The sequence below is a fragment of the Pseudomonas sp. fls2-241-TYG-175 genome (assembly GCF_030209155.1).
Lineage (GTDB): Bacteria > Pseudomonadota > Gammaproteobacteria > Pseudomonadales > Pseudomonadaceae > Aquipseudomonas > Aquipseudomonas viridiflava.
The window spans coordinates 70168-82058 of sequence record NZ_JARVSO010000002.1 but is presented as its reverse complement, the minus strand read 5'-3'; the positions used below and the strand labels follow the sequence as shown (position 1 = coordinate 82058).

Annotated in this window: 9 protein-coding genes; 6 read left to right on the top strand and 3 right to left on the bottom strand. The window is 57.2% G+C overall.

What is annotated here, in order from left to right:
- The first annotated feature begins 30 nt into the window (after positions 1 to 30).
- Entirely contained in the window at positions 31 to 900 is an 870-nt protein-coding gene (locus tag QRN20_RS02370; protein ID WP_122606387.1) for a TauD/TfdA dioxygenase family protein, read from the top strand.
- A gap of 319 nt (positions 901 to 1219) precedes the next feature.
- Here the strand turns inward: QRN20_RS02370 and QRN20_RS02365 are convergent, their stop codons facing one another.
- Entirely contained in the window at positions 1220 to 1762 is a 543-nt protein-coding gene (locus QRN20_RS02365; RefSeq protein ID WP_122434045.1) for a GNAT family N-acetyltransferase, read from the bottom strand.
- Positions 1763 to 1996: 234 nt separating this feature from the next.
- On the opposite strand from QRN20_RS02365, the gene QRN20_RS02360 reads away from it, so the two are divergent.
- Positions 1997 to 2947, top strand: a complete 951-nt coding sequence (locus QRN20_RS02360; RefSeq protein ID WP_122606388.1) for an alpha/beta hydrolase — start codon at positions 1997 to 1999, stop codon at positions 2945 to 2947.
- A gap of 67 nt (positions 2948 to 3014) precedes the next feature.
- Here the strand turns inward: QRN20_RS02360 and QRN20_RS02355 are convergent, their stop codons facing one another.
- Together QRN20_RS02355 and QRN20_RS02350 are read right to left on the bottom strand one after the other, a co-directional pair.
- Positions 3015 to 6014: a type III effector HrpK domain-containing protein gene (locus tag QRN20_RS02355; protein ID WP_122606390.1), complete on the bottom strand. Its 3000-nt coding sequence runs from the start codon at positions 6012 to 6014 to the stop codon at positions 3015 to 3017.
- 645 nt (positions 6015 to 6659) lie between these two features.
- On the bottom strand, positions 6660 to 7631 hold the full coding sequence (locus QRN20_RS02350) for a LysR family transcriptional regulator (RefSeq protein WP_082654235.1): 972 nt from the start codon (positions 7629 to 7631) through the stop codon (positions 6660 to 6662).
- Between the two features lie 102 nt (positions 7632 to 7733).
- On the opposite strand from QRN20_RS02350, the gene QRN20_RS02345 reads away from it, so the two are divergent.
- From QRN20_RS02345 to QRN20_RS02330, 4 genes are all read left to right on the top strand, one after another.
- Positions 7734 to 8837, top strand: coding sequence for an alkene reductase (locus QRN20_RS02345; RefSeq protein WP_088235659.1), 1104 nt, complete (start codon positions 7734 to 7736; stop codon positions 8835 to 8837).
- A gap of 144 nt (positions 8838 to 8981) precedes the next feature.
- Positions 8982 to 9365: a nuclear transport factor 2 family protein gene (locus QRN20_RS02340; protein WP_122606392.1), complete on the top strand. Its 384-nt coding sequence runs from the start codon at positions 8982 to 8984 to the stop codon at positions 9363 to 9365.
- A 205-nt stretch (positions 9366 to 9570) separates the two neighbouring features.
- On the top strand, positions 9571 to 10590 hold the full coding sequence (locus QRN20_RS02335; RefSeq protein WP_058431813.1) for an alpha/beta hydrolase: 1020 nt from the start codon (positions 9571 to 9573) through the stop codon (positions 10588 to 10590).
- Between the two features lie 350 nt (positions 10591 to 10940).
- Positions 10941 to 11747 carry a hypothetical protein gene (locus QRN20_RS02330; RefSeq protein WP_032664259.1) on the top strand — a complete coding sequence of 269 codons (807 nt, stop codon included), beginning with the start codon at positions 10941 to 10943 and terminating at the stop codon, positions 11745 to 11747.
- Positions 11748 to 11891: the final 144 nt, after the last annotated feature.

Sequence of the window (11891 nt, the reverse complement as noted above, 5' to 3'; positions counted from 1 at the left end):
TCGGATATGACAAGAAGAGGATGAAGAAACATGGATCAACTGGCACTCAAGGCCATCGAGCGCATCGCGGGCGCGCCACGTGCGCCGTACCACAGCATTGGTATCGACAGGCTGACGCCTGTCATTGGCGCCGAAATCAGCGGCGTGGACCTGTCACAGCCGTTGAACGACGAGCAACTCAACGAAATCCGCCGGGCGCTTCTGGAGAACCACGTGCTGGTGTTTCGTGACCAGCTCCTGAGCGTGGAGCAGCACAAGGCGTTCGGTCGACTGTTCGGTGAGCTGCGTGCGTTACCGGTGGACAGCATCGATGGTGATGACCCGGAACTGGTGGTGGTCCGCGCCAACGCCCAGTCACGTTTCGTCGCGGGTGAAACCTGGCACACCGACGGCACCGCCGACCTCGAGCCTTCGATGGGCTCGATGCTCTATGTCAAGGAAACCCCGGCCATCGGCACGGGCGGCGACACCCTGTTTGCCAACATGCACCTGGCGATCGACATGCTGTCCCCGGCCATGCAGCAGTTCCTCGGTGGCTTGACCGCCATTCACGATGGCGAGATTCCCTGGAAGGGCTTCACACCGCCCGAAGGCCTGCCCAAAAGCGAACACCCGGTCGTGGTTCGCCACCCGGAAACCGGCAGGCCGACGCTGTTCGTCAACTCGGGTTTCACCTCGCACATCGTGCAATTGTCAGGCAGTGAAAGTCAGACGTTGCTGAACATGCTCTTCGATCTGGTGGCCCGCGAACCGATCCTCAGCTGCCGAGTCCGCTGGGCACCCAACACCCTCGTGTTCTGGGACAACCGCTCTACGCAGCACCACGCGGTCTGGGACTACTTTCCCCATTCACGCTACGGCGAACGCGTGACGATTCTGGGGACGCGGCCGAGGGCGTGAGCGTTCAACCCGTGTTGCTGCCGGTTCCCGGCAGATCGCCGGCAAGCCGCCTCTTATCAAACAACCTGTAAACCACTGAAGAGACTCAATTTGTGGGAGCGGACTTGTCCGCGAAAAGGCCGGTACATCCGATGCATATGCAGTGGCTGAAAAACTGCATTCGCGGACAAGTCCGCTCCCACCAAGTTTGCTGCGCGAAAGCGCTGCGTCAAAGACGTTGTGGTGCCTCCCACAGTCCGGTGTTTTTCTATCAAACACCGGACTTCTCAAGAAACGCTGAACTCTGTTTCTGCCCGGAGGGCGTGGGAGCTCTCGCAGGTTACGACGGCAGCGATGGGCTGCGCAGCGGCCCCAACTGCAACCCATAAACAAGATCATCAAACCACTGCTCACCAATCTGATACGCCTGTGGCGCGCGACGCTCAAAGGTGAAGCCGCATTTCTCCTGCAGCTTGCAGGACGCGATGTTGCCATCGGTCACGGTTGCCTCCAGCGAGTCCAGCCCGATGGCGGCGGCATAGTCGATGACGGCGTGCCAGGACTCGGTGCCGTAACCCTGGCCCTGATGCTCCGGCAACAACAGACCACCAATCTCGGCATGCCCCTGCGACAGGATACGAAAGCCGCTCACGCCCAGCTCCTGCCCGCTCTGCCTGTCGATCACCACCAGACACAGCCAGTGGTCCGACTGCGGCGTCCATGCAGGCAATCGATGATCGAAGCCTCTGCGAATCATCTCTTCGTCAATGTCTCCGAACACATACTGCATGGTCTGCGGTTCACGATGCAGCCTGAAAAACAGCGGCCAGTCCGCCTCGACCAGTGTCCGCAGGTACAGCCGTTCGGTGTTCAACTCCAGCATCCGGTGCTCCTTGCACGTTCAGAAAGGCACAGGGTTTTTTACCCGGCGCTGCCGCATTGATCAATCAATGAATACGTACATCAGCCTTTAACACTGCGCGAGGCAACATCGCATCGTCATTTCATGCAATGAACGCTGCCGCGACGCGCGACTCTATTCATGACTGGACCACATCATCCATCACGACGATCATCGGCCTGACAGGAGCGCAAGCATTTGGATAACAGACAGTCCATGTCTTTCAGCGAGCAGGAGCGTGCCGAGGCTCGCCAGCTAAACAGGAAGCTCGCGCGCTTTCCGCGTTTCAAGATACGCAACCGCGTCATGCCCGTGCTGATCCAGTCACTGTTGCGCGTCAGCCAGATTGGCGGCGGGGGCAAGCTCACTCGACACGGACTGCAGGCCGAAAAGAAAATCGTCAGCAGCAACGGTGTCCCCGTGTCTGTGCGCATCATCAGGCCCAAGGGCCAGCCAAAAGGCGTCGTGCTCGACTTTCACGGCGGCGGCTGGGTGATCGGCAATGCGCAGATGAACGATGACCTCAACGTCGCGATGGTCAATGAATGCGAGGTGGCCGTGGTGTCGGTCGATTACCGGCTCGCCGTGTCTACGCCCGTTGAAGGGGTGATGGAAGACTGTTTCTCGGCCGCGTGCTGGCTGCTGGGAGACTGCCCTGAGTTCGCGGGCCTGCCGGTGATCGTCGTCGGTGAATCTGCCGGTGGCCACCTCGCGGCCACGACCCTGCTGAAACTGAAAGACAAGCCCGACCTGCTGCAACGCATCAAAGGCGTGCTGCTGTACTACGGCGTCTATGACCTCACCGGAACCCCCAGCGTGCGCAACGCCGGGCCTGAAACCCTCGTTCTCGACGGCCCAGGAATGGTCGAGGCCCTGCGCCTGCTCACGCCTGGCCTGACCGACGAGCAGCGCCAGCAACCCACGCTGTCGCCCTTGTACGGCGATCTTTCCGGCATGCCGCCTGCGCTGATGTTCGTCGGCGACATCGATCCGTTGCTGGACGACACCCTGCAAATGGCCGAGCGCTGGAAAACTGTGGCGGACGTTGAGATGCACCGGCTGCCGGACTTGCCGCACGGGTTCGTTCACTTTCCGACGGCGATGTCGGGGAGGGTGCTGGCACGCAGTCGAGAGTGGTTGAGCGGGATGATCAAGCGCGAGACCTGATCCACGCACCCGGCGAGACCGGGCACGAGGATCGGCGCATATCACGGGGCTTGCACCCCGTGTTGCTTCAGGACGCGACGGTGGAGTCTTCACCGCCCGGCCAGTCCTTGATCGGAATGTCGTCGATGGTGCCATCCTTCACACCGTCGATGGCATAGCGTCTGATGCTGTCGCCCAGCACCTGCGCGAAGTCATCGGCCTTGGCCTGTTGCTGTCCTTCCCTGACCAGACCGGGAATGATCGCTCCCAGAACCGCCACGCCGCCAGCCAGAAAGCCCAGCGTACCAGCGGCTGCAGCCAGCGCCGGTATGAAGCGGGGCAGGTTGGCGCCCAGCAGTCCCAGTGTGCCCTCAAGGGCCGAGGCTGAACCGGACAGTACGCCCAGAGACCCGGCAGTCACGCCAAAGCCGCCAGTCAGGTTGTCGCCTCGACGGATCGCGTTCACGCCATCGAAAATCCCGTAGGCACCTGCCGCGATATTGGCCAGACCGCCCAGGCCTTTGGCTGCTTCCTCATACTGCTTGGAGACAGCGATCGCGTTCTTGCTGTCCTTGATGTTGTCCTTGAGCTTATCGAGCTGTTCCTGAGAAAGGTTGTCAGGGTTACCCGTCAGGGTCTTTTCCCTTTTCTCGATCGCCTCGTTCATCGAGACCTGATAAGCCTTGGTGCCGCCTTCGGTGAACAGCGTGGCCGCCTGCACCGAACCTGTAGTGATGTCGACGATGTTGCGATCCGTGAGCTTACCCGAGCCCTGTGCGCCCCGTGCGATGGTCATGCCCGCCATGAACAGACCGCTGACCCCGTGAAGCACGCCGCTGCCATAGGCACCTTTGGCGTCGCCGCCGGTGTCGAACTTGGTCAGCATGTCCATCTTGTCCAGTGCCTTGGTGCCCTGGCGAAACATGTCCCAGTTGCCCCTGAAGCCCGACAGCACCTGATCGGTCGTCGCGACAGTGCCATCCTTGTTCAGCAGCAGTTCCGGGGATTCCTGGCGCATCTGGTCGATCAGCTTGCGGACCTTGTCCTCGTCAAGGTCCTTGCCGCCGTCCTTGCCGAAGGCTTTTTGCATGTCTTCGAAGGTGGCGTCCTTGAAGAGGTTTTCCTGGGATATCGTCGAGAAATTGTCGTTGAGCTGCTTGTCGAACTCGCCGGTAAAGGTCGGGTCCAGCGTGGCGTTGTAGAGCGCGACTTCCATGCTGAACGCACTGGCAGCCGCTTCTGGTGCGTTGGTCTTGAGCAATTCGCGCAGACGCTCGCCGGACGCCAGAGAATCCTTGTAATAGGTCTTCAGGGCTTCGCTGTGAGAGGACTTGCCCACGCCAGCCTGGATCTCGGCAGCGTTATTGACGCCCAGCATCCCTTGGAAACTCTGAGCGGTCGCGTAGAACTGGGTCAGCGCGGCGGTCTGATCGGTCTTGCCATCCTTGGTGTTCGCCTCCCACGCCTTGTCCAGCGCCTTGCCGGACTTGATCTCGTCTTCGTAGGTTTTGCTGACCGCATCCTTGAGGCCCGGACTGGCCTCGAACAGGTCCTTCATGCCCGTAGCGCTGCTGTCCTGAAGAAACGCTGCGGTGTCGGGATCGTTCTGCAGAATGGCGATGTGGTCGCCGATATCCTTGAGCAGCTTTTCCGGTTCCCAAAAAGCGCCCGATCCATTGGCGATGGCCACCTTGCCATAATCGTCGCCCCACATGCCGGCGTTGGCGCCGTCCACCACCAGCTTCTGGGACTTTTGCAAATCCAGCAGCACCGCGACCTTTTCCTCGGCCGTGTAGTGTTCAGGGTGCTCAAACACGTCTTTGCCCAGCTTGCTGGTGTCCACGTTGCTGGTCAGGTTCCCGGAGACCACGCTGGACAGCAGGCTGCTCAACGTCATGGCGTCCACCGGAGCGCCACTTTTCAGGAAGGCCTGAAGATCGCCGCTGCTGACCTTGCCGTCGGCCGATTTCGCCAGATTGCCGCTGGCCGTGTCGAGCAGCTTGAAGGCGCCGGGCTGCGACCAGAAGCTCAAGGCGTCCTTCTCCAGGCCGCCCAGCTGCGGGTTGCTGTCTTTGTAATCCTTGATGTTCTGAGCGGTGAGGGTGCCGTCGGCGCCAGTCTTGCCACGGATCGAGTCATACATCTGCTCCAGAATCGCCGTGTACTGCGCGATCTGTTTGGAGCCTTCGTCGGCGTTCTTGTTGGTTTCAACGTAGGTTTTATACCCGGCGATATCCTGACTGGCTTGCGCCTTGGGCAGGGACGAGAAACCGTACTTGCCGAAGTCCTGCAGACGTCCGGCTTCGGTGCCGTGTTTGGCTTCGCCACCCTTGGTGAAGCCATTGATCCGTGTGTCGGCCACATCCTTGCCGGTCAGCGGTTTGCCACCCTCGTCGTAGCCAACGACACGATCCATCACCTGACCCGCACGGAAAGCCGCATCGGGATCGTTTTCGAAGTCGCCCACTTGTTCCTTGAGCATGTCCTTCACGCCGCTTTGGTTACCCAGGTTCTTGAGCAGCGGATTGTCGTCAATGATGTCCTGAGCCGAACGGGTATCGCCCTCCGGCCGCACCCACTGAATGCCCGCCGCTTCGGCCTGCTCCCGCGCCGCACTGCTGTCACCGGCGCTGTCCACGTGCTTGAGCTCGCCCTTGAGATTCTCCCAGCCGTACTTGCCGAAATCCTGCAAACGACCGGCTTCGGTGCCGTGTTTGGCGTCACCGCCCTTGGTGAACCCATCGACCCGGCCGTTGCCGTCATTGCCATTCACAATGCGCACGCCGTCCTCGTTCAGCAACTCCACATGATCCAGCACCTGAACGGCGCGATACGCCGCGTCGCGGTCGTGCTCGAAGTCACCGACACGCTCCTTGAGCTTGTCCTTCACGCCACTCTGATTGCCCAGATTCTTCAGCAGCGGGCTGGCGTCGATAATCTCTTGGGCAGATCGCTTGTCATCACCGGGCAGCTCCCACTCGATGCCCGCGTCTTTGGCTTTCGCGCGGTCAACCGAGTTGCTCCACTGACTCTGCGAATTGGATTCCGCCGTGCGGTTCTTGGATATGTTTTCTACGGAAACGGACATGTGCAGGCTCCTTGGTAATAAACCCCGCCAGCACAGCGCCCCGTGAAAGCGACGCCGAGCACTGACCGGCTGACTGGCAGGGTAGAAAGGGGTAAGGCTCGAACAGATCCGAGGGTAGGGAGCGCACATGAGGTGGATGTGACACGGGCTGTGAAATGTTGTGAATTTACATAGGCCGGGAAGGGGCTGTCGACTGGTCAAGGTGGTTTGACGAGTGCTTCTGTTGCCCGATGATGGGTTTTTGAAGACGACCACCGGTTCGGAATGTGAAAGGCGCTGTTTGAAAGGTAACTTGCTTTGGGGGGCGTGTCAGAGGGCTTCAGGATGTGGCCTTCACCAGCACTCCACTGGTGAACCTGGCTTCCAATATTGAGGAAAACTTATCGAAGTCGTGCGCGGACTCTGGAGCCACAAACATCAGGTCACCGAAAGGCTCGGCGTAATCACTGAGGTTGCCTGGAATGACATGAATCAGCGAGTGTCATTCCATCGGGGACAGTTTGAAGACGCATTGTCAGCACTCGGACGGCCGACCGGACATGAGTGGTTCTGAGTGCCCGCTATCGGCCCAAAGTGAACGTTACTAACCGTTTATAGCGATGAAAACTCGATATTTCCGAACATGTCGCACCTGGGAAAGTTAAATCAAAATTTCCCAACCTCATTAGCACTACGCATGAAATCAACAAACGCACGCAGCTTGCCTGGCATGTGTTTACGATGCGGATAGTAAAGGTGAAACGCATCGTCCATGCCGCTGTGCTGCTTCAATACCTGACGAAGCGTACCGTTTTCCAACTGTGGCCTTGCGAAGTCCTCGAAAACGAAACCAATGCCCTGGCCTTGTACTGCCGCATCAAGGACGGATCTCATTTCGTCAAAGATAAAACGCCCTTGAACATCGACTTGAACCATTTGCCCGCCATCTTCGAACTTCCATTCAAAGAATCGTCCACCCACTGAATACCGCTGGCGAATGCAGTTGTGCTTCAGCAGTTGCTCCAGTGTCCGGGGCTCAGTCAAGGTGCTGAAGTAATCCGGCGCTGCCACCACAATTCTTTTTTGTGCCGCTCCCAGCTGTACCGCAACCATGTCGTTCTGCACTCTTTTTCCCATGCGCATGCCGATATCGAAACCGGCATTAACGATATCGCCAAGTTGGTTATCCAGCGATACCTCGACGTTGATCAGCGGGTATTTCTCCATGAAGGCGGTCAGATGCGGTTCGATCAGGATGCGGTATGCAACGTACGACGAGTTGAGGCGCACTGTGCCAGAGGGTTGATCTGTCACGAGCGAGACTTGTGACAAGGAGTCTCTGATCAAGGCAAGCGCAGGTGCCAATGCTGCGTTCAATGACGCGCCGGCCTCGGTCAGGCTGACACTGCGTGTTGTTCGATTGAACAGTCGCACATTGAGTTGCGCTTCCACGCTTTTGATCGTGCGTGATACCGCAGTGGGCGTAACACCGATTTCTGCGGCGGCGCGTGCGAAATTCAAATGCCTGGCGGCCGCCTCGAAGGTTAGAAGACCGGGTAAATGCACCGGTGGTAGAGGCATTGAATCGTCAACGCCCTCAGCACGCGTCGGGCTCTGTATTATGACTTTTTTGATCATACTGTATCCATGCTTATGGCTATTTACGTCATTATCATTAACCACCATAGTTGATGCAGCAAGGATTTTTATCCGGCAAAACAGTTATCACTAGGAATCACAATGACACCCAACAGCCCATCAACGGACCTTTTCACGCCAATGGATTTAGGCGCCTTATCACTGGCCAACCGCATTGTCATGGCCCCGTTAACGCGCAGCCGCATGGGGCCAGAAGGCGTACCTAACGAAATGCATGCTCGCTACTACGCACAACGTGCCAGCGCTGGTTTGATCATCAGTGAAGCGACCAATATTTCCCCGCAAGCGCGGGGGTATGCGTTGACGCCAGGCATCTGGACTGAAGAGCACGTAGCAGGCTGGAAGCGGGTAACAGATGCGGTGCATGCCGCTGGTGGACTTATTGTTTGCCAACTGTGGCATGTGGGGCGTTTCTCGCATGTGGACCTGCAACCCGACGGCACGGCACCGGTAGCGCCATCGGCGATTAAAGCCGAAGGCCAGACCTTTACTGAAGAGGGGATGATGGACGTCTCCATGCCGCGAGCGCTGGAAATATCCGAGATCCCAGGCATTATCGAGCAATACCGACACGCCGCCGCATGCGCAAAAGGTGCAGGCTTTGATGGTGTGGAAGTGCACTCTGCCAATAGCTATCTGCTTGATCAGTTCCTGCGCGACTCCACCAATCAGCGAACCGACCAATATGGTGGTTCGATTGAGAATCGCACACGACTCACGCTGGAAGTCACCGCTGCAGTCGTCGAGATCTGGGGTCATGACCGCGTTGGCATTCGTCTATCGCCCGTGACGCCAGATGCAGGCAACACTCCCTTGGACAGCCAGGTAATGCAAACCTATGGCTATCTGATCGAGCAACTGAATCGCTTCCAGCTCGCCTATATGCATTTTGTCGAGGGCGCTACCGCTACGTCACGCACTGTTCCCGAAAACGTGGATCTCGATGCGTTACGTGCACGGTTCAAAGGCCCCTATATCGGCAACAACAATTACGACATCGAACTCGCCGTTACTCGCCGTGCTGAAGGCAAGGTCGACGCAGTGGCTTTCGGTCGCCCGTTTATTGCCAATCCGGATTTGGTGCGCCGTTTGAAAGAAGGTGCAGAACTCACTGTTGCGCCACGTGAAACCTATTACGGTAACGGCGCTAAAGGTTACACCGACTGGCCGACGCTCGCTGAATAAACCAACTGGGCAACACTTCAAAAGCGAGACCTTGGGCCCCAGCGCTTGGCGTCGCTATGGGTGGTCGCAGGGGGCGATCTCAATACCCGCCAAAAGTAACCGGTCTTTTTAACACGACTCGAATTAACTACCAGGAGTACAAACATGAACAAGCCTACTTATGTGCAGGAATATCAGGCCATCACCGAGGTACTGAACAAATACAACGAAGGCTGCAAACAGGCCAAAAGCAGCATCATGAAGCCAGCTTTCAGCGAGCAGGCAACGATGTTCAGCGTCGATGGTGACGGCAGGCTGACCGGCGGCCCGATTCAGACACTGTTCGATGGCATTGACAGCGCGTTCCGTCCGTCTCCAGAAGCTCAAGGTGTAATCGTCAACATCGACATCGTAGGCACCGCTGCCAGCGCACGCATCGACACCAATGACGTATCGGGCTTTTGCTTTACGGATTTCTTTAACCTGCTGAAGGTCGACGGCGAGTGGACGGTGGTCAGCAAGATCTTCCACACCCATGTCGCGCCTTGAATATCTGACTTCCTTGGCCACGCGGCAGATGAGGCTTCAACCCTATCTGTCGTGTTTTTCTTTGCAGCCGAGCGGAGCTGCAACTATGCGTCCGGCACAGCGTCCGAAATCCGCTGACTTCGTTCGCCTGGCCGCAGGCGCAACAACGTAATTTAACAGGCCGCTATTTAATGACGCACACACTCAGGCGTTAAAAGGAAACATCATGAAGCCTCTAACCTCCGCTTTCGCCCTTTCCGTCGTTGCTCTGTCGCCTGGTAGCGCCTCCGCAGCCGAACGGCCTGGCGTAGAACACAACGTGGCAAAATTCCTGCAGTCCCTTGAGGGCGGCCAGACGCTCGACAGCATGTCGCCGACCGATGCCCGTGCCGCGCTGGCGGGTGCCCAGGCCGCCTCCAACGTTGCCTTGCCGGAAGCGGAGGTCAGCGAGAAGACGATTCGCGTCAATGACAGCGACCTGCAACTGACCATCGTGCGCCCGGTTGGCAGCCAACAGAAGACCCTGCCCGCATTCATGTACTTCCACGGCGGCGGCTGGGTGCTGGGCGACTTCCCAACGCACGAACGGCTGGTGCGTGACTTGGTTGCGGGCTCTGGCGCGGTGGCTGTATTCGTTAACTACAGCCTGTCGCCTGAGGCGGGATACGGCGTTGCCATCGAACAAGCCTATGCCGCAACCAAATGGGTGGCCGAGCATGGCCAGGAGATCAATGTCGACGGCAACCGCCTGGCCGTAGCGGGTAACAGCGCAGGTGGCAATTTGGCCGCAGCTGTAGCTCTGATGGCGAACGAGAAAGGCTTACCTGCACTGCGTTCGCAGCTATTGCTGTGCCCGGTAACGGATGCAAACTTCGACACGCCGTCGTACAAGGAATTTGCCAACGGCTACTTCCTGACCAAAGACCTCATGGCGTGGTTCTGGGACAACTACACAACCGACGCCGACGCACGCAAGCAGATTTACGCATCGCCGCTGCAGGCGACGCTAGAGCAATTGGAAGGCCTGCCGCCGACGCTGATCCAGACGGCTGAATTCGATGTCCTGCGCGATGAAGCCGAAGCTTACGGCCACAAGCTCAACGCTGCGGGTGTGCAAGTGACGTCGGTGCGCTACAACGGCATGATTCACGACTTTGGGCTATCAAACGCGTTCAACCATCTGCCGGCAGTGCAAAGCGCGATCGCACAAGCCTCGCAAGAACTCAAGGCGAACCTAAGCCAGTGATTGCAAAACCGATGAACACGCAGGTGGTGGCAACGCGGCGTCATTCATGACAAAAGACTCAACATTCGTTTCATCGCGAGGCTACAGCTGCACACCTATCTGGTGATGTCCCTGCCTTTTTTGCAACTGAACATTAATAAGCGCATTCAACCCTTAGTTAGAAGAAGCTAGTCGATATTCATGGAAAGATCGCTTTCAGTCTGCCCAGCTATAGCTGATGAACTGCAAACATCTCGAGACCACGGCCCTCGCACCTAAGGTGTTCCGGTTTACATCCCTTGCCTGAGCCTTAAATTTCAGAAGTTTCCGATATATAATACGCGCTACTCGATAATGAGTTCAGGATAAATATGTCAAGCGAGGAAGTTGTGCAAATTCTTACCGTTTCAGACTTCGAAAAAATGGCCGTCAGGTACTCAGCATTATTCCACTTCCGCTCCCTCAAGGACGGTCCGAAAAATATCGCGTACTGGATATCGGTAGTTTTCTTTGCCCTCATGCTGCTTTTTATGTTCAGCAGCATCGGTGTTTCGATATCAGGAGGTGAGCCAAGTACAGGTCTGGCTATGATCGCTGTTCTTTTTGAGCTTCTCGGATTGGTCGTCTGGGTGGTTTTTTATGAGCCTGTGTACAGGTATGACAAGCTTAAAAGGTCGGGAATCCCTGATTCGCTCTGCCAAAAACAGGACAGGGAAACTGTCAAAAGCATCTGGCTCAAAAAGAACCTGCCTGTCTCGCCTGACAAGTATCTTGACGTGACGAAAACCTTCTACGAGGTCCAGGGAATGCTGGTTGAGTCCAGAAAGAACAGGCAGCTGGGTGATCGGTTCCTGATGGGATTCTTCAGCCTTAAGCCGCTTCAGAGCGTGCTTTCCATTCCTGTTATTTTGGCTTTGCTGAATTTTGTTTTGAGAGTTCCAGGCGTCGAGTTCACGACGGCGAACATTGATTTTTCAGAGCTTGCAGGCAATGCTGCAAAATATTCCCTCACCCTTTTCCTTATCGCAATTACCCTGGTTTTTTCTATTGGAATGTTGTTGACGATGGTTGTCGGTATATCGGAGTTAATCGGTGAGAGGTATCGAGGTAAATGTGCTGACCTGACCAAAAAAAGGTTTGTCAGGGCTTTGCTTGAGCGGGCGGACTTGGCAGGTTAGGTGCTACGCCGGGGGCCGATTGAATTCGACCCAAACCCAAGTGCCGCCCACTTTTATGGGCGGCACGTGGCGTGGCACTCACCGATTGAGGTGTCCGCATACAGTCGACCACTGCATTGCGTCCACCCGCCGTCTCATTAGTAA

Bases quoted from the DNA above. Each gene is read 5' to 3' on its own strand.
- QRN20_RS02365 (WP_122434045.1), bottom strand. From the start codon at position 1,762: ATGCTGGAGTTGAACACCGAACGGCTGTACCTGCGGACACTGGTCGAG.
- QRN20_RS02330 (WP_032664259.1), top strand. From the start codon at position 10,941: ATGTCAAGCGAGGAAGTTGTGCAAATTCTTACCGTTTCAGACTTCGAA.
- QRN20_RS02350 (WP_082654235.1), bottom strand. From the start codon at position 7,631: ATGATCAAAAAAGTCATAATACAGAGCCCGACGCGTGCTGAGGGCGTT.
- QRN20_RS02340 (WP_122606392.1), top strand. From the start codon at position 8,982: ATGAACAAGCCTACTTATGTGCAGGAATATCAGGCCATCACCGAGGTA.
- QRN20_RS02345 (WP_088235659.1), top strand. From the start codon at position 7,734: ATGACACCCAACAGCCCATCAACGGACCTTTTCACGCCAATGGATTTA.
- QRN20_RS02360 (WP_122606388.1), top strand. From the start codon at position 1,997: ATGTCTTTCAGCGAGCAGGAGCGTGCCGAGGCTCGCCAGCTAAACAGG.
- QRN20_RS02370 (WP_122606387.1), top strand. From the start codon at position 31: ATGGATCAACTGGCACTCAAGGCCATCGAGCGCATCGCGGGCGCGCCA.
- QRN20_RS02355 (WP_122606390.1), bottom strand. From the start codon at position 6,014: ATGTCCGTTTCCGTAGAAAACATATCCAAGAACCGCACGGCGGAATCC.
- QRN20_RS02335 (WP_058431813.1), top strand. From the start codon at position 9,571: ATGAAGCCTCTAACCTCCGCTTTCGCCCTTTCCGTCGTTGCTCTGTCG.